26 protein-coding genes are annotated in these 21,236 nt (G+C 58.4%); 14 read left to right on the top strand and 12 right to left on the bottom strand.

Annotated elements, in window-relative coordinates:
- Positions 1–156: 156 nt before the first annotated feature.
- Positions 157–1,302, top strand: coding sequence for a mechanosensitive ion channel family protein (locus HNQ99_RS03805; RefSeq protein WP_184474307.1), 1,146 nt, complete (start codon positions 157–159; stop codon positions 1,300–1,302).
- On the opposite strand, the gene HNQ99_RS03810 is transcribed toward HNQ99_RS03805, so the two are convergent.
- The 5 genes from HNQ99_RS03810 to HNQ99_RS03830 form a co-directional block, all read right to left on the bottom strand.
- A complete protein-coding gene (locus tag HNQ99_RS03810) occupies positions 1,268–2,515 on the bottom strand; it encodes an SAM-dependent methyltransferase (RefSeq protein WP_184474308.1) in 1,248 nt (415 codons plus the stop codon). The two genes, HNQ99_RS03805 and HNQ99_RS03810, sit on opposite strands and share 35 nt — an antisense overlap.
- 36 nt (positions 2,516–2,551) lie before the next feature.
- A complete protein-coding gene (locus HNQ99_RS03815) occupies positions 2,552–3,313 on the bottom strand; it encodes a molybdopterin-dependent oxidoreductase (RefSeq protein WP_184474309.1) in 762 nt (253 codons plus the stop codon).
- Positions 3,310–4,017 carry a cytochrome b/b6 domain-containing protein gene (locus HNQ99_RS03820; protein ID WP_246414412.1) on the bottom strand — a complete coding sequence of 236 codons (708 nt, stop codon included), beginning with the start codon at positions 4,015–4,017 and terminating at the stop codon, positions 3,310–3,312. Before HNQ99_RS03820 ends, HNQ99_RS03815 begins: the two co-directional genes overlap by 4 nt.
- A gap of 167 nt (positions 4,018–4,184) precedes the next feature.
- Positions 4,185–5,033 carry an RcnB family protein gene (locus HNQ99_RS03825; RefSeq protein WP_246414415.1) on the bottom strand — a complete coding sequence of 283 codons (849 nt, stop codon included), beginning with the start codon at positions 5,031–5,033 and terminating at the stop codon, positions 4,185–4,187.
- Between the two features lie 112 nt (positions 5,034–5,145).
- Positions 5,146–5,691 (bottom strand): (2Fe-2S)-binding protein, encoded by a 546-nt coding sequence (locus HNQ99_RS03830; protein ID WP_184474311.1) that lies wholly within the window; start codon positions 5,689–5,691, stop codon positions 5,146–5,148.
- A 314-nt stretch (positions 5,692–6,005) separates the two neighbouring features.
- Between HNQ99_RS03830 and rpsU the strand changes: the two genes are divergently transcribed.
- The 3 genes from rpsU to HNQ99_RS03845 all read left to right on the top strand — a co-directional run bounded on the left by rpsU (position 6,006) and on the right by HNQ99_RS03845 (position 7,282).
- On the top strand, positions 6,006–6,212 hold the full coding sequence (rpsU, locus tag HNQ99_RS03835) for a 30S ribosomal protein S21 (RefSeq protein WP_004208618.1): 207 nt from the start codon (positions 6,006–6,008) through the stop codon (positions 6,210–6,212).
- Positions 6,213–6,253: 41 nt separating this feature from the next.
- The gene (locus HNQ99_RS03840) at positions 6,254–6,817 is read left to right on the top strand and encodes an FKBP-type peptidyl-prolyl cis-trans isomerase (protein WP_184474312.1); all 564 of its coding nucleotides are present in this window, start codon (positions 6,254–6,256) and stop codon (positions 6,815–6,817) included.
- Positions 6,818–6,934: 117 nt separating this feature from the next.
- Entirely contained in the window at positions 6,935–7,282 is a 348-nt protein-coding gene (locus HNQ99_RS03845; protein ID WP_246414418.1) for a PilZ domain-containing protein, read from the top strand.
- 5 nt (positions 7,283–7,287) lie between these two features.
- On the opposite strand, the gene HNQ99_RS03850 is transcribed toward HNQ99_RS03845, so the two are convergent.
- From HNQ99_RS03850 to pyrE, 5 genes are all read right to left on the bottom strand, one after another.
- A complete protein-coding gene (locus HNQ99_RS03850; RefSeq protein ID WP_184474313.1) occupies positions 7,288–8,358 on the bottom strand; it encodes an AI-2E family transporter in 1,071 nt (356 codons plus the stop codon).
- Positions 8,355–9,233, bottom strand: a complete 879-nt coding sequence (lepB, locus tag HNQ99_RS03855) for a signal peptidase I (RefSeq protein ID WP_246414420.1) — start codon at positions 9,231–9,233, stop codon at positions 8,355–8,357. The genes HNQ99_RS03850 and lepB overlap by 4 nt, the downstream gene beginning before the upstream one ends.
- Before the next feature lie 38 nt (positions 9,234–9,271).
- Complete coding sequence (gene acpS / locus HNQ99_RS03860) at positions 9,272–9,676, bottom strand: holo-ACP synthase (protein ID WP_184474415.1); 405 nt, start codon at positions 9,674–9,676, stop codon at positions 9,272–9,274.
- 154 nt (positions 9,677–9,830) lie between these two features.
- Positions 9,831–10,565 (bottom strand): pyridoxine 5'-phosphate synthase, encoded by a 735-nt coding sequence (locus HNQ99_RS03865; protein ID WP_184474315.1) that lies wholly within the window; start codon positions 10,563–10,565, stop codon positions 9,831–9,833.
- 5 nt (positions 10,566–10,570) lie between these two features.
- Positions 10,571–11,152, bottom strand: a complete 582-nt coding sequence (pyrE, locus tag HNQ99_RS03870) for an orotate phosphoribosyltransferase (protein ID WP_184474316.1) — start codon at positions 11,150–11,152, stop codon at positions 10,571–10,573.
- Positions 11,153–11,347: 195 nt separating this feature from the next.
- Between pyrE and coxB the strand changes: the two genes are divergently transcribed.
- The 10 genes from coxB (at position 11,348) to HNQ99_RS03915 (ending at position 19,931) form a co-directional block, all read left to right on the top strand.
- Entirely contained in the window at positions 11,348–12,358 is a 1,011-nt protein-coding gene (gene coxB, locus HNQ99_RS03875; protein WP_184474416.1) for a cytochrome c oxidase subunit II, read from the top strand.
- A gap of 12 nt (positions 12,359–12,370) precedes the next feature.
- On the top strand, positions 12,371–14,044 hold the full coding sequence (gene ctaD / locus HNQ99_RS03880; RefSeq protein WP_184474317.1) for a cytochrome c oxidase subunit I: 1,674 nt from the start codon (positions 12,371–12,373) through the stop codon (positions 14,042–14,044).
- 84 nt (positions 14,045–14,128) lie between these two features.
- The gene (locus tag HNQ99_RS03885) at positions 14,129–15,016 is read left to right on the top strand and encodes a heme o synthase (RefSeq protein WP_246414422.1); all 888 of its coding nucleotides are present in this window, start codon (positions 14,129–14,131) and stop codon (positions 15,014–15,016) included.
- Positions 15,013–15,141: a hypothetical protein gene (locus HNQ99_RS16750; RefSeq protein WP_281376760.1), complete on the top strand. Its 129-nt coding sequence runs from the start codon at positions 15,013–15,015 to the stop codon at positions 15,139–15,141. The genes HNQ99_RS03885 and HNQ99_RS16750 overlap by 4 nt, the downstream gene beginning before the upstream one ends.
- On the top strand, positions 15,141–15,698 hold the full coding sequence (locus HNQ99_RS03890) for a cytochrome c oxidase assembly protein (protein WP_184474319.1): 558 nt from the start codon (positions 15,141–15,143) through the stop codon (positions 15,696–15,698). Before HNQ99_RS16750 ends, HNQ99_RS03890 begins: the two co-directional genes overlap by 1 nt.
- 34 nt (positions 15,699–15,732) lie before the next feature.
- The gene (locus HNQ99_RS03895) at positions 15,733–16,554 is read left to right on the top strand and encodes a cytochrome c oxidase subunit 3 (protein ID WP_184474320.1); all 822 of its coding nucleotides are present in this window, start codon (positions 15,733–15,735) and stop codon (positions 16,552–16,554) included.
- Complete coding sequence (locus tag HNQ99_RS03900) at positions 16,551–16,958, top strand: DUF983 domain-containing protein (protein ID WP_184474321.1); 408 nt, start codon at positions 16,551–16,553, stop codon at positions 16,956–16,958. Before HNQ99_RS03895 ends, HNQ99_RS03900 begins: the two co-directional genes overlap by 4 nt.
- Positions 16,958–17,521 (top strand): SURF1 family protein, encoded by a 564-nt coding sequence (locus HNQ99_RS03905; RefSeq protein ID WP_184474322.1) that lies wholly within the window; start codon positions 16,958–16,960, stop codon positions 17,519–17,521. Before HNQ99_RS03900 ends, HNQ99_RS03905 begins: the two co-directional genes overlap by 1 nt.
- Positions 17,522–17,568: 47 nt before the next feature.
- Positions 17,569–18,969, top strand: coding sequence for a threonine synthase (gene thrC / locus HNQ99_RS03910; RefSeq protein WP_184474323.1), 1,401 nt, complete (start codon positions 17,569–17,571; stop codon positions 18,967–18,969).
- Between the two features lie 92 nt (positions 18,970–19,061).
- The gene (locus HNQ99_RS03915; protein ID WP_184474324.1) at positions 19,062–19,931 is read left to right on the top strand and encodes a class I SAM-dependent methyltransferase; all 870 of its coding nucleotides are present in this window, start codon (positions 19,062–19,064) and stop codon (positions 19,929–19,931) included.
- A gap of 3 nt (positions 19,932–19,934) precedes the next feature.
- On the opposite strand, the gene HNQ99_RS03920 is transcribed toward HNQ99_RS03915, so the two are convergent.
- Together HNQ99_RS03920 and ccmA are read right to left on the bottom strand one after the other, a co-directional pair.
- A complete protein-coding gene (locus tag HNQ99_RS03920; protein WP_184474325.1) occupies positions 19,935–20,585 on the bottom strand; it encodes a heme exporter protein CcmB in 651 nt (216 codons plus the stop codon).
- Positions 20,582–21,202 carry a heme ABC exporter ATP-binding protein CcmA gene (ccmA, locus tag HNQ99_RS03925; RefSeq protein WP_184474326.1) on the bottom strand — a complete coding sequence of 207 codons (621 nt, stop codon included), beginning with the start codon at positions 21,200–21,202 and terminating at the stop codon, positions 20,582–20,584. Before ccmA ends, HNQ99_RS03920 begins: the two co-directional genes overlap by 4 nt.
- Between the last annotated feature and the right edge of the window lie 34 nt (positions 21,203–21,236).

The raw sequence follows: 21,236 nt of genomic DNA on the forward strand, positions 1-21,236 counted from the left end.
AGTCCAGTCTAATCGCTCTCTACCAGCGATAGCACAACGGCCCGCCGCCCAGGCTCTTTACATTTTCCTTGGATCTCAGGAAGAAAGCACATCGACGGCCTGGACTGGCAGCATGTGCTGTCAAAAACCGGGCGGCAAGCGATATCAGGGATTTACATGGCCAATAAAAGCCCGACCTTAGGGGGCATCCACGCGAGCAAGGTTGAAACGGAGCTCGCTTCCTTTTGGAGGAGTACAAGCGAGTGGGTGATCGCCAATAGCGGCGACATCCTTCTCGCTATACTTGTTGGAACAGGCATTTACCTGCTGCTCAGTCTGGCCCGCGGCCTGGGCATGCGATTGCGTAGTCGCAGGGATCCGTTCGGCCTCGCTCCGATTTTCGGCCGGGTGATCGGTAAGACCGGTCAATTCTTCATGATCATGGTGTCGGCGAAGCTGGTCGCCGGCCATACCAGTCCGCCCCCGATCCTTGCCGAGGCGGTTGCCTTCCTCTTCACCATTTCTGCCGTCTTGCAAGGCGCCATCTGGCTGCGCGAGTTGATAATGGGCGTTCTCGAACGGCGGGCAAGCGATGGCGTCTCTGGCGAAACCTTGGCCAACGCCATGGGCGTCATCCGCATCGTGGTGACAGTCGCCCTGTTTGCCATCGCTGCAGTGGTCATCCTCGATAATCTCGGTGTCAACGTCACTGGCCTTGTGGCCGGCCTGGGCATCGGCGGCATAGCCATCGGCTTAGCCGCTCAAGGGATTTTCTCCGACCTTTTCGCCGCGCTTTCGATCATCTTCGATCGCCCTTTCCTTAGGGGGGAAACCATCAACTATGACCAGACGACGGCGACGGTGGAGCGCATCGGCCTGAAAAGCACGCGCCTGCGCGCCATTACGGGTGAAAGGAAGATCATCTCCAACACCAATTTGCTGTCGAAGGAAATCACAAGTTTTGCCGGTCTAGACCATCGGCGGATGAAATTTCCGCTTGGAGTCATCTATCAAACCGATCCTGCCCTTGCCGACCGCATTCCCGGTCTTCTGCAAGAAATTGTGATTGGCCATGGCGCGGTTTTCATTCGCAGCGGCTTTATCGGCTTTGGGCAGAGCTCGCTGGATTTTGAAGTGGAGTTCGAGATATTCGACCCCGACTATGAACAAGTCTACAAGCTGCGGCACGCCATCGGTCTGACAATCCTGCGCCGTTTCAAGGAGGAGGGCGTGGAGTTCGCCTATCCGACTCAGACGACTTTTACAGCCGCGCCGGACGGCACGATGATCATGCCTTATCCGGCGAGTTCTTCGCCACAATAGCAGCCTCTGCTTTGCTCATATAATCGCGGGTGATTGGCACGGAACGCCGATTCCGAAGATATTGGATCTGGTAAACCACCATATTGCCATGCTCGAAGGCGGTAGCCGATCCGGCGAGATAGAATTTCCACATCCGGTAGAAGCGCTCGTCATAAAGACTAACGATTTCACTCTTGTTCGCCTCTACCCTCGCGTACCATCCGCGCAGAGTCAGCGCATAGTGGAGACGCAGGACCTCGACATCGGAAATCATGAGCTTGTTAGGCTCGCTGGCGGTGGCGATTTCGCTCAAAGAGGGGCAATAACCGCCGGGAAAGATATATTTCCGCGTCCATGCGTCTGTTACGCCCGGTTCGTTCAGACGGCCAATGGTGTGCAGCAGCATCACCCCGTCTTCGGTAAGCAGATTATGGCAATGGCGGAAAAACTCGCTGTAATGCGGGGTGCCCACATGTTCGAACATGCCCACGGAAACAATCCGGTCGAAATGGCCTTTCACGTCGCGATAATCGATAAGCTCGAACTTTACGTGATCGCTGACGCCCGCCGCTCGGGCCCGCTCTCGCGCGACCTTCAGCTGCTCCTCCGACAGGGTGATGCCAAGCACGTCGACCCCGCATTTCTGGTGCAGGAACAGGGCCATGCCGCCCCATCCGCAGCCGATATCGAGTACGCGCTGTCCCGGCTGTAGCGCCAGCTTGGCGGCGATATGCGCTTTCTTGTCCTCCTGGGCCTGTTCCAGGCTATTGGCGGGATCGGTAAAATAAGCGCAGCTATATTGGCGATCCTTGTCGAGGAACAGTTCGTAGAGCCGCCCCGACAGATCGTAATGATGCGCGACATTGGCCTTGGACCGGGCGCGCTGATTAACGCGGTCGAGCTTGCCGATCAGCGCACCACCATATTTGCGTACCAGTCCCGGCCGGTCGAGCGGGCGTCCGCTTTCCCAGCGGGTATTTACCTGCACAAGTTCCACCAGGCCCATGATATCGTCATTATCGACGGAATAGCGGCCATCCATATAGCCTTCGCCCGCCCCCAAGGCGGGGTTGCGGACGATCGCTCCCGCTGCTCCCGCGTCATTCAGGCGAATTGTAACGTCGGGATAACCCGCCACCGCTTCGCCGAAGCTCTGCGCCTTGCCCTTATGATCGATGACGGTGAGCGTTCCCTTCAGGATTACGCGGCGAAGAAACACATCAAACAAGCTCATGGGCCGCGACTATAATCAAACGAAAAGGCAGATCAATCAAATGCCTGCGTACCATTCATAATCCCCACGATCCTCCCAATATCCTCCCTTGCCGCGGCCGATATGCGCAAGGCTTTCGACCGCCTCGATCCGCATGACATATTTGGCGTGCTTATACCCAAGCTGCCGTTCCACCCGCAGCCGGACAGGCGCGCCATGCGCTACATCGAGGCGCCTGCCGTTAAGGGCAAAGGCAAGGATGGTCTGGGGATGGAAGGCGTCGATGAGGTCGATGCTTTCATAATAAGGCGTCCCTCCCATGAAATCGGCGCAATGGAAGACGACATATCGGCACCGCCGCTTCAATTGCGACGCATGAAGAAGCAGGCTTAAGGGAACGCCGGTCCATTCGCCAATGGCGCTCCACCCTTCGACGCAATCATGGCGCGTGATCTGACTTCTGAGTGGCATTTGGAGGAGTTGAGCCAGCGACAGTGAAAGCGGTCGATTGACCAGCCCATCGACCTGCAGCCGGTAATCGGCGAACCTATTTTTCGCCAATGCTGTATATTCCGGCGTGCCGGGGCTGCGCGTACCGTTGGAACGGAAATGAGGCGACATGTCTTCGCGCGGAAATTCGCGGGCCAGGGCATGGCGATCCATCAATGTTCGCTGAACCCATCGATGCATATTTTCAGCAGAAAAGAGCGCGCCGCGGAAGCTTTCATTCTTTGCCAGGCGGTCGCAGCCGGCGAGCAGCCCTGCGGTGCCGGCAGCAAGCCCGCCGACCAAATTGCGGCGAGTGATCAGCGGGCTCACGACCGGTCCTCCGGCACGCGGTATTTGCCGGTAATCATCGCGCGTACCTCGTTGAACGGGCCGGCGAGAAAGACCATCACGATGTGAACGACGAAGAAGACGAGCAACAGCGCCGCCGCGATAAAATGCAGCGACCGTGCCGATTGCCGGCCGCCGAACACATCGATCAGCCAGGGCCAGGCTGCGTTCATGCCGGGCGACATGGTGAGCCCCGTCAATATCAGGAGCGGCAACAGGATGAAGATGACGCCTATATAGCTTAGTTTCTGCAGGAGGCTGTAATGCAGCGCCGCTTCGCCTTTGGGAAAACGCAGTCGGGCATGATCCTTGACGTCCTGCCAGAAATGCCGGGGACTGATCTCGTCTCGTCGGATCGACAGATCGCGGCTGATATGCCGGCTGAACAGGCTCCAAATCAGATAGAGCAGCAGCCCAAATCCAAAAATCAGCGCGAAGGCCAGATGCCACCGTCGCGACATCGCCAAGCTGTAATGGCCGGGAATGGTGGCCCAGTCAGGAAAGCGCTCCAGAACCAGCCAGGCATGGTCGAAATTGGCTCCGTAGTGGCCCCAGTAGAGCCGTGGATGAGCGTTGAATATGCCAAGCCCACTCATCAGCATGATGGTGACGGAAATAAAATTCACCCAATGCCACAGGCGGGTGGACAGTCGATGCCGCTTCACCAGTTCAGCATGACCCGCCAAGAACGTCCTCCTATCTCATCCAATTTCGCACAATTGGGACAGCCAAGCAAAAAAAATTGATGAGGGAGCGAAGTTGATGGATCGCCTGGCGCAGGGCCAAAGAAAAAGCCCGGGGCGATCAAATCGCCCCGGGCAGTTTTTTCCTGAAGGCCAGTTCAGGAAGCTCGTTAATCGAAGAAATCGTAGATCACATCGACGACATACCCATCCCGCATGTCGACAAGCAGGGCATCGTCATAATAGCGGATCCAGCGCAGGGAGCCGTAAGCCGGCGGCAGGCGGTAGTACCAGGGATCGTTGATCCAGTAGCTGTTGCCATATAGCGGCTCGCCCAGGAAAATGCCGACCGAGAAGCGGCTATAGCCATAGTCCCAGCCACGGGGTGCGTAATAGCGTGGCATGCGATAGACGTGGCGATGGGTTTGGCGGTAATAGCGCCAATCATAGCGCCGGTCGTTGCGCCAATCATTATTCCATCGGCGCTGACCTTCCCACCGGTTTACCACCCGCCGGCGATCGTTGCGCCAATCATTGCGACCCTCGCGCCAGTCCCGGCGATCGTTTCTCCAGTCGCGACGGTCATCCCTACGGTCCTGACGCCAATCGCGCCGGTCGTCGCGTCGTTCCTGCCGCCAATCCTGCTTGTCGTCGCGCCGGCTTTCGCGCCAATCCCGCCGCTGTTCCACACGGTCGCGCCTGACCTCGGGTCGATTGCGTTCAATATTATTATTACGCCGGGCTTCGCGTAGTTGGCGGTTATCGTCGCGTCGATCCTGCGATCGTTCCGACCGTTCCTGTCGCCATTCCTGACGCCTTTCCTGCCTGATCTCGCGCCGGTCGTTTCGCGCTTCCTGTCGATTGTCACGGCGTTCAGTCCGGGCCTCCCGGCGTTCCTGATGCCGCTCCTGCCGCGCCTCGCGCCGCTCAGCACGCCCTTCCCGCTGCTGGGCCATTGCCGAGGAAATCGGCGTTACGGCAGTAGCAGCCATCAGAGCCGTCAGCAAAAACTTCTTCATTACAGTGTCTCCAGGGACCCTCATGGCCCCCACGTAGAGACAGGGCTACGCCCCCTGCAATGACCGTTTCCTGAACTGGCGAGTCAGGAAATAGCAAGAATTGGAGAAGCCACTATTCACGCTCCTGACCCGATAGGGCGGGCACCACTTTGGCGGCATCTTCGGGCGCAATGCCTGGGGGTGGAGCAGCCGCGACCCTTTCCTCGCCCCTTGCTATTCTGCCGGCCCGCTTCACCGCTTCGCGGATGCGCGGGTAAGTGCCACAACGGCAAAGATTAGTAATTGCTGCCTCGATATCCGCATCGCTTGGATTGGCGTTCTTTTTTAGCAAGACTGCGGCGGCCATTATCATGCCGGATTGGCAAAAGCCGCATTGCGGTACATTTTCGGCCGCCCAGGCCTGCTGTACGGGATGGCTGCGATCAGGCGAAAGCGCCTCTATGGTCGTAACGAAACGTCCTTCCACCGCGGCAATGCTGATCTGGCAACTCCGGATCGCTTCACCATCGATATCGACGGTGCAAGCGCCGCAATCCCCGGTGCCGCAGCCATATTTCGTTCCGGTCAGGTTGGAGGCGTCCCTCAATGCCCAAAGCAAAGGTGTGTCCGGGTCCATTCGGTACTGGACGGGGCGATCGTTGACGGTGAACTTGGTCATGGCTGCTTTCGTAGACCAAGAGCTTTTTTATTGGGAGGGGGAAGCGACTTGAAATACAGGGCCGATCAAAGAGGCCAAGCATCGCTACCTTTCCAAATCGTGACCTTTGGGTGACGATTTGTCCAAAAAGCCGGTTGTAGAGCATGCGTTAGAGCGCTTTGGGGTTGAAGTCAGCCGACTCTACTGATAGGGCGCGCGGCATACGGCGCGAGCTATGGCTGCGACGAACCCTGTTCATGTGCTTTCGGTTTTGCCGTTGGCAGCACGCGTTGCGGCTGGCGGACAATACCGTTCGATTGGAGATTGACTGGCTTATGCAAATTATCGTTCGCGACAATAATGTGGACCAGGCGCTGCGGGCGCTCAAGAAGAAGCTGCAGCGCGAGGGCGTGTATCGCGAAATGAAATTGCGCCGTCATTATGAAAAACCGTCGGAAAAGCGCGCTCGCGAAAAGGCCGCGGCTGTCCGCCGTGCCCGCAAGCTGGAGCGTAAGCGGGCGGAACGCGACGGCGTTCGGTAAGACTCGGCTTCCTTTTTCTCTATTATTGAAGGCATTCCGCCATGTCGGAAATAACCGCCGTTCCCCTGCGTCCAATTGCTAAGGGATCGCTTGTCAAGCTATGGCTTGGCGTCGCCATCGCTGCGCTGGCCGGGGCCGGGCTTGCTTATGCAGGCACCCAGGGCGTGATCGGGAAGTCATCGGCGGGCTTTTTGGCCAAAAATGCTGATGAGGACGGAGTTGTAACGACCACGAGCGGCCTTCAATACAAGGTGTTGGAAGCAGGGCAGGGTGAGCGCCCCACTACGGATGATGTGGCGCTCATCAACTATACCGGCATGCTGACCGACGGAAAAATCTTCGATCAGAATCAGCGCGCGCCACTTCCGATCGATGGCGTAGTTCCCGGATTTTCGGAAGGGCTGCAACTGATGCAGCGTGGCGGCAAGTACCGCCTGTGGATTCCGCCAGAACTCGGCTATGGTTCAAATGTGCCTGAAGGTGGTCCTATTCCCAAGGATAGCGTTCTGGTCTTCGATGTCGAGCTGCTGGATTATGTCTCCAAAGCCCAACTGATGCAGATGCAACAGCAAATGCAGCAAGGCCACGCTCCCGCCGGCCAATAATTTGCGCCCATCGGCCCAAACCGTCGTCCGAAGCGGCGCGGCCTCAAAAATTCTTGGGGTAGCCTTAACTTCCCACTTACTTTGATGTGGGACAGTGCGTCGATAGATTCGACCCGGATGGGCTATATGGTTGCGCAGAGCTTTCCTCTCCCTGAAACACCTGACCGGTCTTATGACCGGCACAACTTGCTTATCTCCGTCAAGCTTCGAAGGCCGGGTGAAAGCTGGTTCAAAGCGCGATTGGCCAATCTCTCCCCGACAGGTTTCCGGGTACAGAGCTTCGCCAAGCTTGAAATAGACTCGACGATCTACGTCATGCTCCCCGGATTTGATGGTCGGAAGGCCAAGGTCGTTTGGACCCGCGAGCATGAAGCAGGGTGCCAGTTCGAACGTCCATTGCACCCCGCGATTTTCGACCATGTCGTGCGGATGAGCCGGTTGCGGGGTGGGGCAGAAATAGGCTGATCGGTTCAGCTTGGCAGGGCGGCATTCTGTTTCGAGCGTTGCTCCAGGAACACCTTGATCATGGCGACGATGGGATCGGCCAGGAACAGGCCCAATATCCCGAAAAGCGCACCAAACAGAATTTGAGCGCCCAGCACCAGCGCCGGCGCCAAATCCACCGCTCGCTTGGCAACCACCGGAACGATCAGATAACCGTCGACCGTCTGGACAACGGCGTAGACGGCAATCGCATATAGGCCTGTGTCGACCCCCGCGGAAAAGCCGACCAGAACAATCAGTATGCCGGAAATGATCGCGCCAATATTGGGCAGGAAGGCCAATATACCCGTCAATACCCCGAGCAGCGCCGCCATCGGCACGCCTCCCAGCAGCAGGAGGATCCATGTGCCGAACCCCTCCACCATCATGCCGATCAAGCGGCCGAACATCAGGCGGCGCAAGGTCCAAGCCATCTTGTCCGCGGTTCTATAGAAATTGGCGCGCCGGCTCATGGGCAGCATCCAGGCGACTCCTCGCTCATACAGGCGGGGTTCGACGGCGATGAAAATAGCCAGCACGAGCATCATCACGAGGCTGCTGATGGCCCCTACGGCGGTGCTGACCGCAGCCGTGACCTTGCCCAGCGAACCCCATATCTGATTGATCAGCGATCTCAGGTCAGCCGCCGCCGCGGTAAATCCCTGATCGGTGGCGAAGGCGCTGATCCGGGCTATTTGGACCTGGATGATGTCCTTCATGGCTGCCGCCTGGGCGGAAAGTTGAGAGCCTGTCAGCCATATGGTCCATCCAAGGAACAGGAACAGCGCCAGGATAACGATTGTCAGCCGCCATCCCCGCCCGATCGGGAGTATCCGGCCTAATAACCTTGTGCCCCCATCCAACATGGATGTGATCACCAGCGCTCCCAGGATCAGCAGGATCGGTTGGGCGAGCAGCACCACAAGAGCTATGGCGATAGCCATTCCGAACCAGATTGCTGCGCGCTGCATTTCCCGCCGCAACATCGGATCATAAAGCTCGGAAGGACCAGGCGCTTCTACATGGACGTCATCGTCGGGACCTTGCGCAGCCTTCATTCAGCCTTGTCCTCTGCAGTTGTAACGGGATGCAGGCTTACACCAGCGCGCCCGCTACGCAAGGCCGGAAGCCAGCTCAGCGGATTCCATCCAGCCGTTCCATCCAACGAAAAGGTAATGAATTCAGCCCTGCCGCCAATGCTTTCAATGGGCACTGGTCCTCCCAGCCCGCCGTCGTCCAGAGCGACTCGACTGTCTGCCGAGCGGTCGCGATTGTCGCCCATCAAGAACAAATGGCCTGTGGGCACTTTAAGAGGACCGTACCAATCGAGCGGACCTCGATCGCCCAGATCGATGATGTCGTAGCGGCGGCCATTGGGCAGCGTTTCCCTTTTTATCGGCAGGTCGCAAAAGGGTTTGCCGTTCGGCCCAATTGTCTGACGTCCAGGAAATTGTGCCTCATCGCACGGCGCATTGGCATCTATGGCAAGGCGAAGGTTAGGTCGCGTGTCCTGCCTCACGGGAACGCCATTGATGACGAGTTGGCCATCGCGAACTTCAAGCACGTCGCCTGGAAGGCCAATTACCCGCTTGATATAGTCGCTCCTCTTCCCGCGCGGCGTCACGATGACGACGTCCCCTCGCTCCGGCGTTTTTCCCATCAGCCTTCCCGATATGAAGGGCAGCAGATGAAATGACGGCGACACATAGGACCAACCATAAGGATATTTGCTCACGACCAGCCGATCGCCGACCAGCAGCCGCGGCATCATCGATTCCGAAGGAATGTAGAAGGGTTTGGCAACCAGGCTATGAAAGCCAAGCACTGCAAGAATGAGGATGGCGAGGCTTTGAAGTTCCGCCTTCCAGTCGGTGCTCTCTGCGTGGGCCTGTTTCGGCTGCTGCTGTTCTTCCCGGCGTTCCAGGTCGGCCATTTCCGCTTCCATTGATTGCATTGCCTTTCAGGCTGACCTTACCCAAGCGGCAGGGCCTCTATGATTACGAATGCCTGCGCCCATGGATGATCATCGGTGAGCGTAAGGTGAATAACCGGTCTGTATCCTTCTGGAACCAGCGATTCCAGTCGCGCTAATGCGCCCCCGGTAAGATGCAGTGTCGGCGCCCCCGAGGGGGCGTTCACGACGCCGATGTCTTTCATGAACACTCCGGATTTAAATCCGGTGCCCACCGCTTTGGAAAAGGCCTCCTTGGCCGCAAAGCGCTTTGCGTAAGTGCCCGCTTGCGTATGCGGGCGAGAGGCTGCTTTGGCTCTTTCTACGGCGGTGAAGACGCGTGCCTCGAACCGGTCGCCGAACCGGTCAAGCGATGCCTGAATTCTTTCGATGCTGCACAGGTCTGAGCCAAGGCCGATGATCACGCGAAAATCCTCTCCGGAACGGGGAGGGGGACCGCGACGCGAAGCGGCGTGGTGGAGGGGGTTCGCCTCACAATGCTGCGCCAAGAGGATATCCCCTTCCACCAGCCTTCGGCCGGTCCCCCTCCCCGTGCCGGGGAGGATCTGAAGGCACCAATCACCGTACCAGATCCATTTGCCGCCGCATCTTCCCGATCGCTTCCTTAAGGCCGCTGAATATCGCTTCGCCGATCAGGAAGTGCCCGATGTTCAATTCCGCCAGCTGCGGAATCGCCGCAACGGGTCCGACATTGTCGAACGTAAGTCCGTGGCCCGCATGGGGTTCAATGCCGTTCTTCGTCGCAAGAGCGGCAGCATCGGACAGTCGGCGCAATTCGATGCTGCGCTCCGTACCCTGCAGATGTGCATAGCGGCCAGTGTGCAACTCCACCACCGGCACATTCAGGCGGATGGCGGCGTCAATCTGCCGGGGGTCCGGTTCAATAAACAAGCTGACCCTGACGCCTGCCTCAGCCAAGGATGAAACAACGGGCGAAAGTTGATCGAACTGCCCGACTGCGTCCAACCCGCCCTCGGTCGTGCGCTCTTCCCGTCTTTCCGGGACAATGCAGGCTGCGTGCGGACGATGGCGAAGCGCTATATCAAGCATTTCGTTGGTTGCCGCCATTTCCAGATTGAGGGGAATGGAAAGGGCCGCCAACAGTGCAGAAATATCCTCGTCCCGAATATGCCGGCGGTCTTCGCGCAAATGCGCCGTAATCCCGTCGGCCCCGGCCGATGCGGCTGCAAGCGCCGCCTTCACAGGATCGGGATGATCGCCACCGCGTGCGTTGCGGATGGTCGCCACATGGTCGATATTGACGCCAAGGCGCAAATGACGCGGTGTGTTCATTTCTGTCACATCTTCCGGCTGCCCGGCTTCACTGCTTCTATCGCGGCAAGCTCAGGGGGAATATCGGCCGGATCGTAAACCGGGAAGTTTAACGACACCAGAGGGAAGAAAGGTACGCCAAGCTCTGCCTCACCCGCCGACCGGTCGACCAGAGCTGCTTCGGCTATAACGATCGCGCCAGTCTCCCGAACGGCGTCCATGGCCTGGCGTGAGGACAGGCCGGTCGTGACCACATCCTCGACCATCAATATTCTTTGGCCTTCCTTCAATTCAAAGCCACGACGCAGTTCGAAGGTGCCCTGGGGTCTTTCAACGAAGATGGCCTCTACACCAAGCGCCCGTCCCATTTCGTGGCCGATAATGACGCCTCCCATGGCGGGCGCTACGACCATATCTATGGCGGAACGGATTTCGCGGGGCAGCTTTTGCGCCAGCGCGCGGGCAAGTCGACCGGCGCGCTCAGGATCCATCAAGACCCGCGCACATTGCAGATAATTTCCGCTCCGCTTGCCCGAAGAGAGGATGAAATGACCCTCCAGAAGCGCCTGCGCTGTCCGGAATTCCGCCAAAATCTCTTCATCATTCATGTCTTTGTCATTCCCCTGTCAAACGCGCGCCTGATAGTCGGGCGAGTACGCAAGTTCAACACAAAGAAAATATGCCTTTTAGGTGCTTGAGGCATGCGGAAACCATCCCTATAAGCCGCCGCAATCATGACAGGACTGTGAACGGGCCGGAACGTCCGAAAACAGCGGTATATGCGGGGTAAAATCGAGACGCTTATGAACATGGTGAAATCGCTATTTCTGGCCGGAATGCTGGCTTTCATGCCCGCTCTGGCCAGCGCACAGGAGGCTGCGCCCGCGCCTCAGCCGGCCGTGGCTGTCCCGTCCGGCGCAGGTACGGAATCGGCGGTTGCGGCGGAGGCGAAACCCGCCTCCCAGCTTTTGAAGCCCGTGCAGGGCATCGGCATGCCGCAATCGGGCGAGGTCACTTTTCAAGAGCAGTTCACGGACACCGGTAAATATGCCCGCTGGATCCACGATGGCGTCCTGCTGCCGATCATCACCATTATCTCGCTCTTTGTTTTGGCGCTGTTGATCTGGGTGATCGTTCGTTATCGCCGCGCCGCCAATCCGGAACCGTCGAAGACGTCTCATCACACGCTGATCGAGGTGATTTGGACGTTGGTGCCGGTGTTGATCCTGGTGGGCATTGCCATTCCTTCCATTGACTTGCTGGCCCGTCAGTACAAGCCGGCGCCCAAGGATGCCCTGACTGTCAAGGTTACAGGATATCAGTGGTATTGGGGCTATGAATATCCTGACAATGGCATATCGGAAATCGTCTCCAATATGCTCCCTAAGGAAGAGGCAAAGAAGCGTGGTGAGCCTGAATTGCTGGGCGTCGACAATCGCCTGGTTCTTCCCGCCGGCCGGCCGATCAAGATCCTGATTACCGCTTCCGATGTGATTCACAGCTTTTCCGTCCCCGCCCTTTGGGTGAAGGAAGACGCGGTGCCCGGCCGTATCAATGAGAAGAGTTTCACCATTGACAAGCCCGGCGTCTATTACGGCCAGTGCTCGGAACTTTGCGGAGCGCGTCACGGCTTCATGCCGATCTCCATTGAGGCGCTGCCTCCGGCGGAATTCGATGCATGGGTTGCAGCGCAGGGTGGTCATGCCAAGGGTGCTGAAGCTGCTGCAACGGCCCCGGCTGCTGCTGCTGCCCCTGCCGAAGCCGCAGCCGCTCCCGCTGAAAACGCCGCCCAGCCGGCCGCAGTTTCCAATTAAGGTTCGCAGGACATGACAGACACAACTGCAACGCACGCCGATTTCCAGGCGCATTCCCACGATCATCATGACGCGGACCACAAGCCGGCTTTCTTCGCTCGCTGGTTCATGTCGACCAATCACAAGGATATCGGTACTTTGTACCTGATCTTTGCGATCGTCGCGGGGATTATCGGTGGTACGATTTCCGGTATGATGCGCGCTGAGCTTGCAGAGCCAGGCATCCAGTATCTTCAGGCATGGGCGCAGATTTCCGATGGCCCTGACGCTACGCTTGATCAAGCCTACCATCTCTGGAACGTGCTTATTACCGCGCATGGCCTCATCATGGTGTTCTTCATGGTGATGCCGGCAATGATCGGTGGGTTCGGTAACTGGTTCGTGCCGATCATGATCGGCGCTCCGGACATGGCTTTCCCGCGGATGAACAATATAAGCTTCTGGCTGCTGATCCCCGCTTTTGCATTGCTGCTGGGTTCAACCTTCGTTCCGGGCGGCACCGGCAATGGCGCGGGCACAGGCTGGACGGTCTATGCTCCGCTTTCTACCAGCGGCAGCCAGGGGCCGGCGGTCGACCTTGCGATTTTCTCCCTCCATATCGCGGGCGCAAGCTCGATCCTGGGTGCGATCAACTTCATCACTACAATCTTGAACATGCGTGCGCCGGGCATGACCCTGCACAAAATGCCGCTGTTCGTATGGTCGGTGCTGGTCACCGCGTTCCTTTTGCTGCTGGCTCTCCCGGTTCTTGCCGCGGCGATCACCATGCTGCTGACGGACCGCAATTTCGGCACCACTTTCTATGATGCAGCGGGCGGCGGGGATCCGGTTCTGTATCAGCACCTCTTCTGGTTCTTCGGTCACCCCGAAGTGTACATCATGATTTTGCCGGGCTTCGGTATTGTCAGCCAGATCATCTCTACGTTTAGCCGCAAGCCTGTTTTTGGCTATCTCGGCATGGCTTACGCTATGGTCGCGATTGGTGTCGTTGGGTTCGTGGTTTGGGCCCACCACATGTTCACCACTGGTATGAGCGTGAACGTGAAAATGTACTTCACCGCAGCCACAATGGTCATCGCGGTGCCAACCGGCGTTAAGATCTTTTCTTGGATCGCGACGATGTGGGGCGGCTCACTCTCCTTTAAGACCCCGATGGTCTGGGCGATCGGCTTCATCTTCATGTTCACGGTGGGCGGCGTCACCGGCGTGGTCCTGGCGAACGGCGGCGTGGACGACAATCTGCACGACACCTATTATGTGGTTGCGCACTTCCATTATGTGCTCTCGCTGGGCGCGGTCTTCGGTCTTTTTGCGGGATTCTATTACTGGTTCCCGAAGATGAGCGGCAGGATGTACAGTGAGTTTCTGGGGCAGCTCCACTTCTGGGTCTTCTTCATTGGCGTGAACGTCATGTTCTTCCCAATGCATTTCCTGGGAATGAGCGGAATGCCTCGCCGCATTCCGGATTACACTTCGGCTTACGCTCATTGGAACCAGATTGCTTCCATGGGCTATCTCATCATGGCCGTGGGTGTGGGCATATTCTTCGTTAATCTCTTCTGGTCGCTGCTTGCCGGCCGGAAGGCGGAAGGCAATCCTTGGGGTGAGGGTGCGACGACGCTGGAATGGACGCTGACCAGTCCGCCTCCGTTCCACCAATTCGAAACGCTTCCGAAAATCGACTGAGGGCATATAAAACCGGCCGCTTGGTAACAAGCGGCCGGTTCTGCGGGACTTTTTATTGTGGCGACTAGGCCTATGGCAGGCGGCATGACCGGTGTAACGGCGGATTGGCGCGATTTTCTCGCGCTTACCAAGCCGCGCGTGATGACGCTCGTCGTATTCACCGGCCTATGCGGCCTATTGGCGGCGCCCGTTACTATTCATCCGGTTCTGGCGTTCACGGCCATCCTATGCATAGCATTGGGTGCAGGTGCAGCTGGAGCGCTCAATCAATGGTATGAAGCGGATATCGACGTCAAGATGAAGCGGACGGCCAATCGGCCGCTTCCCGCCGGCAGAATGGACCGGCAGACGGCCTTGCACTTCGGCGTCGGCCTGTCTTTCTTTTCCGTCATTCTTCTGGGCGTCGCCACAAATTGGCTGGCGGCAGCGATCCTTGCCGTCTCGATTCTGTTTTACGTGCTTGTCTACACAGTGTGGCTAAAGCGCCGGACACCCCAGAATATCGTAATCGGCGGCGCAGCGGGCGCTTTTCCACCACTGATTGGATGGGCCGCTGTGACAGGTGACATCGGCCTGCTGCCACTCGCGCTTTTCGCGCTCATTTTCTTCTGGACACCCCCGCATTTCTGGGCGCTGGCTCTGTTTGTAAGAACGGATTACGCCAATGCCGGTGTTCCAATGCTGCCGGTGGTAGCGGGCGAAGTTACGACACGCAGGCAGATCTTCGCTTACACGGCGATTATGGGGATTGCCGCAATGGCGCCGGTGCTGCTTGATCTCACGGGTCTCATTTACGGCATATCCGCGCTTGTTCTCACTGGCGTTTTTGCCGTTCTTGCCTTTCAAGTGTCGCTTCGTCGCGAAACCAATCCTGCTCTTATGCAACCGGAGCGCCGTCTGTTCGCCTATTCCATCTTGTATCTGTTCCTGATGTTCGGCGCAGTCGTGGCTGACCGATGGATAATGGCATGAAGAATGAAGATGAAGACATGATCCGGGCTAGGCAGCGATCGCGTGCGCTCGTCACGGCGGCGCTGCTCGGCGTGCTGGTGTTGCTGTTCTACTTCATCACTTTGGCCAAGATTGGCGGCAGCTGATGGCTACTCTTGCTACCAGGAAACGTAACAGCGCGATGCTGGCGGGGCTACTGGCGGTTGCCATGCTCGCCCTGGGCTTTGCCGCCGTTCCGCTCTATCGCCTTTTTTGCCAGGTTACCGGCTTTAATGGCACCACTCAGCGTGCAGAGGCGACCGTCGCCCCAGCCGAAATTGCTTCGGGCGACACCATGTCCATTCGATTCGATTCGAATGTCTCCCCAGCGCTTCCGTGGAAATTCTATCCCGAACACGTCACGGATCGAGTGACCATCGGCGCGCGGGACATGGCGATCTTCATTGCCAAAAATCTATCCGATAAGCCGGTAACAGGGACTGCAACATTTAATGTGACGCCCAGCCAGGCTGGCGCTTATTTTACGAAGATTCAATGCTTCTGTTTCACTCAACAGACGCTTCAGCCGGGTCAGGAAATACGCATGCCGGTGCTTTTCTACGTCGACCCGAAAATCCTGAACGATCCCGATAACAAGGATACCCAGGAAATAACCTTGAGCTACACCTTCTATCCTGTGGACCAGGATGCAGGCGGCAGCTAAGAGCCAATCAAAGATATAGACAGGGAATAGCAAAATGGCCGGAGCCAAGACCCACGATTATCATATTCTTCCGCCCAGCATCTGGCCGTTCATCGGCTCGATGTCGGCGCTGGGAATGGCAGCAGGCGGCGTCATGTGGATGCATGAATATGCTGGCGGCGGCTGGGTGTTCCTGGCGGGCCTTGCCGGTGTGCTTTTCACGATGTTCAGCTGGTGGTCGGATGTCATCCGTGAGGCGCATTCCGGCGACCACACGCCGGTGGTGCAGCTCCATCTGCGCTATGGCATGATTCTCTTCATCGCCTCTGAAGTCATGTTTTTCGTGGGATGGTTCTGGGCGTTTTTCGATTTTGCCCTGTTTCCGTCGATGGCCGATGTTATTGGCGGCCAGTTCCCGCCAAAGGACATGGAGGTCATGGATGCGTTCCAGCTTCCTTTGCTTAACACGCTGATTCTGCTTTGCTCGGGCACGACCGTTACTTGGGCGCACCATGCCTTGATCCATGGCGATCGCGAGGGATTGAAAAAAGGTCTGTGGTGCACCATCCTGCTGGGCATCCTCTTTTCGTCGATCCAGGCCTATGAATATGCTCATGCGCCGTTCGAATTCGGCGGCAACACCTATAGCTCTGCCTTCTTCATGGCGACCGGCTTCCACGGTTTCCACGTGCTGATCGGGACCATTTTCCTGATCGTGAACCTGGTTCGCGCCTATCAGGGCCAGTTCACGCCGCGTCAGCATTTCGGCTTTGAAGCCGCTGCCTGGTATTGGCATTTCGTTGACGTCGTCTGGCTGTTTCTCTTCCTCGCCATCTATGTCTGGGGCGGCTGGGGTGCTCCGGTTCACGGGGGATGAATGTGGCTGAGGGTCTGGCACCGATCATTCGGCCAGCCCTGGAAGGGCGCTGTCCCCAATGCGGGGGGCAGACGCTCTTTGGCGAACATATTGCCCATTTTGCGCCGCGGTGCAGCGGATGCGATCTGGATTTTGCGCAGTTCAATGTCGGGGACGGGCCTGCGGCCTTTCTGATCCTGATCGTGGGCGCACTCATTACCGGACTTGCGCTCTCATTCGAGGTGGCGGTGCATCCGCCCTTCTGGCTGCACATGCTGATCTGGATACCGCTTACGACCGTCGCTGTGGTCGGGTCGCTTCGTGTCGCAAAGGCGGCGCTTCTCATCCTCGAATATCGTAATCAGGCGCGTGAGGGCAGGCTCCAGCCGGTGTTGCCGCCGCAGGGGAGCGACGTGCAGGCCTGATGCGTCGGCTTCCGGTTCTTCCGACGATCATTGTCGCCCTTGCTGTCGCTACTATGATCGGTCTCGGCGTTTGGCAGCTGCAGCGTATGAGCTGGAAAAATAATCTTCTGAAAAGCTACGCCGCCGCCCAGGGCCTGCCGCCGATTGCCTGGCCCGGCGAGGTAGACAGGAATGAAGCTCCACTTTTTCGCCGCTCGGCTGCCAATTGCGAAAAGGTGCTTGGCTGGCGAAGCACAAGCGGCCGGAACCAGAGGTCGCAGTCGGGCTGGGTGCATATTGCCCGTTGCCGGACGCCGAACGGCGCGGAGTTGCAAGCAGTGATGGGCTGGTCCGAACGGCCGAATTCACCAGCCTGGACAGGAGGAAGGGTGGGCGGCATCATTGCTCCCGACAGCGAACATGTCATTCGCTTGATCGCGGACAAGCCCGCACCTGGTTTGCAGCGCGCGCGGCCGCCCAGCGTCGAGGATATTCCCAACAACCATTTCGGCTACGCCATCCAATGGTTCCTCTTTGCCACGATAGCCGCCGTAATATACGCCTTGGCGCTAAGAAGGCGGTAGTGCAGGAATCCCTTGCCGCCCTCGCGTTCGCCCGCTAACGCGCGCACATGCAATATGTCAGCAGCAGAGGCAGCGCCCCGGCGCTAGGGTTCGAGGACGTAACGCTCGCCGGTCTAGGGTCCGACGGTGGACTCTATCTTCCTGAGAACTGGCCAAGTTTCTCTACCCAGGAAATCTCCGCACTGTCAGGTCTTTCCTATGTGGAAACGGCCGTGCGGGTGATGCTGCCTTTCGTGAACGAGTCCCTGAGCGAAGAAGAGTTGCGCGAGCTTTGCACACAAGCCTATGGCCGCTTCAGCCATCAAGGCGTGACTCCGCTGGTGCAACTTGATCACCGCCATTGGCTGCTTGAGCTTTTCCATGGACCCACGCTCGCCTTTAAGGACGTTGCTTTGCAGTTGCTCGGCCTGCTGTTCGAAAAGTTTCTGAGCAGGTCCGATCGGCATATCACCATCGTGGGGGCTACGTCCGGCGATACGGGTTCTGCCGCCATAGACGCGGTGGCCGGACGGGAGAAGGTGGACATCTTCATGCTTCATCCCGACGGCCGGGTATCGGAAGTGCAGCGTCGGCAGATGACGACGGTTCGCGCACCCAACGTCTACAACATCGCGATTGACGGCAGCTTTGACGACGCTCAGGCGTTGGTGAAGCAGATGTTCAACGATAAAGCGTTTTCCACGCGCTTCGACCTGTCGGCGGTGAACAGCATCAACTGGGCGCGGTTAATGGCTCAGGTGGTTTATTATTTCTACGCGGCGGTGCGACTGGGGACGCCGGAGCGGAAAGTTGCCTTCTCGGTCCCTACAGGGAATTTCGGCGACGTATTCGCCGGCTATGTGGCAGCAAAAATGGGGCTGCCAGTTGCCCGGCTGATAGTTGCCACCAACGTCAATGACATCCTCCACCGTGCATTGTCCTTGGGTGATTACAGCCAGGGCCAGGTGACGCCCACGGCGACACCCAGCATGGATATCCAGGTCAGCAGCAATTTCGAGCGCCTCCTTTTCGATCTGGGTGGCCGCGACGGAAGGGCTATGGATGAACAGATGAAGGGCTTTGAAGCGACGCGTGCAATGCGCCTTACCAATATGCAGATCCAGGGTGCGGCAAAGCTCTTTTCCAGCTCTCGGGTGGATGGCGATGACATGTCGATTGCGATGCGCTGGGCCAATGAGGCAGCGGGTCAGGTCATCGATCCGCACAGCGCCGTAGGCCTCGCCGCCGCCCGCAATAGCGATGTTGACCCGGCAATTCCCATGGTAACGCTTGCAACCGCGCATCCGGCGAAGTTTCCCGATGCCGTGGAGCGTTCCACCGGTGTCCGTCCGCCGCTCCCCGCGCGTCTAAGCAACCTCTTCAAGCGCGAGGAGCATTATGTAAAGCTTCCGGGGACCTTCGACGCGGTAAGCGAGTATATTGCGGAACGGGCAAAACCGAAGGGCTAGGGATCACACTGCCATGGCCCGGGCGCAGGCGCGGGGTGGCGGCTTTGCAGGGCGTGTTTAGACTTTGTTCGGCACGAACGGAATGGGACCGGATGCAGCTCCAACAAATGATCACAGAGCCCTGGAGCGATTACAGTCTGATCGACTGCGGCAATGGTCGAAAGCTTGAGCGTTACGGGAAATACCGGTTTATCCGGCCCGAGCCGCAGGCCATGTGGTTGCCCGCCTCCGCCGATTGGCAGGCGGACGGCGAATTTGTTCCCGGTTCCGATGAAGAGGGCGGCGGGCGCTGGTATTTCGATCGCCCGATCCCACGCGAAGGCTGGCCGCTTTCTTGGGAAAACGTCCGCTTCACCGCCAGTTGTACGCCTTTCCGACATTTGGGCTTCTTTCCGGATATGGACGCGGTCTGGCGCTGGATGGGTTCGCAAGTGCAAGGGGTGGCGCAACCCCAGATCATGAACCTTTTTGGATACACCGGTGTTGGCACGCTCGCGATGACGGCAGCGGGCGCTCAAATGGTGCATGTGGATGCGTCGAAGAAATCGGTGCAGGCTGCCCGCGCCAATGCGGAGATTTCTGGACTGGCCGACAAGCCTATTCGCTGGATCGTCGATGACGCGGCCAAATTCGTTGCGCGTGAGGTCCGGCGCGAGCGGCGCTATGACGGGATATTGCTGGATCCCCCCAAATATGGCCGGGGACCAGAGGGCGAAGTTTGGAAATTGGAAGAGGGGCTCCCCGGCCTGATCGCCGATTGCCGCAAGCTGCTAGATCGAAACAGCCGTTTTCTGTTCCTTACAGTCTATGCGGTCCGCTTATCGGCATTGGCCATTGGCGAGCTGTTGCGGCAGGAGTTCGCTTCATTGGGCGGAAAGGTCGAATGCGGGGAACTTACGGTTCGGGAAGAAAGCCGAGGGTTATTGCTGCCAACGGCCATTTGGGCGCGGTGGTCGCGCTGAAAACTATTCCCGCCCGGCCCTGAGCGCGGCGCCCGCCACGATCGGGGCCATGCCCGTCAGAAGCAATGATATGGCGGCCAGGAATTTCAGTGCAGCGCCGCTTTCATTTTCCAGCGATCCAGCGCCGAAGATCAGCAGAGGGACGGCCAGCGGAAGGGCCAGCAGCCCGGCAAGAGCGCTGCTGCTCCTCAACCCTGCCGTCAAGGCGCTTACCATCAGGCCCAATGCCGCCAAGGCTGGGGTTCCGAGGGCCAAGCCGAGCTCCAGGCGCAGGAGCGTCCAGCCATCAATGTTCAGCAAGGCCGCCGCGGGCAATGCAGCAATCATGACCGGCGGTCCGAAGCTCAGCCAGTGGGCAAGCAGCTTTGCCACGGCGATGACCTCATCCGCCATGCCCCGCAATAAAAGCTGATCAAGCACACCGCTATCGCGATCCGGCAAAATGAGGCGGTCGATGGGCAGGAGCGCCGCCAGCAACGCCGCTATCCAGATCACGCCTCCGCCAGTGCGCGAAAGCAGCATCGGATCCGGACCTACCGCAAAAGGAAAAAGGGTCGCCACCATCAACAAAAATGCAACCGGCAGCCAAGCGCCTCCATTGCGATACGCAAAGCCGGCATCCCGCAGGAGGACGGTCGAAAACGCGCTATTCACGGGCGCTCCCCGACACGGATGTGCTGCGTGAAAATGAGCGGCAGAGGCTGGTGTGAGGCCGCCAAAATCGTCCCGCCGCTCGCCAGATGAATTTGCATGATCCCGCCCAGCAGTTCCAGGGATGCGGCATCAAGCCCGTTGGCCGGTTCGTCCAGCAGCCAAAGCGGTGCCCCGCTTGCCATTACCCGCGCAAGCATTGCACGTTTGCGCTGCCCTGTTGAGAGCATCCGCACAGGAACTTCGGAAAGATGAGTGAGGGAGAGGGCCGCCATGGCATCTGCCACGGCCTGCTTGTCGGCTCCATCGATGCGTGCCCAGAAGGCCAGGGCATTGCTCAGTGTCTTGCGGACATCCAACGCCAAATTTTCATCGCTCATGGCCACGCGACCGGCTCGTTCGATCCTGCCGGCTGCAGGGTGCAGCAGTCCCGCGGCCAGCCTGATCAAACTGGATTTACCGGCGCCATTGGGTCCGGAAACCAAGACTGCGTCGCCCGCGCCCAGCGTGAAATTCATGTCTTCAAACAATAGCCTGTCGCCACGCACGCATGTAACGCAATGGAAACGGAGGCTTGCGCCAGCGTCGATAATACCCACATCTTCCCCGTTCCGCGCCATGCTCAAAGCCATAGGCGCGCGGTGATAAATGTCC

This window comes from Rhizorhapis suberifaciens (genome assembly GCF_014200045.1).
GTDB lineage: Bacteria > Pseudomonadota > Alphaproteobacteria > Sphingomonadales > Sphingomonadaceae > Rhizorhapis > Rhizorhapis suberifaciens.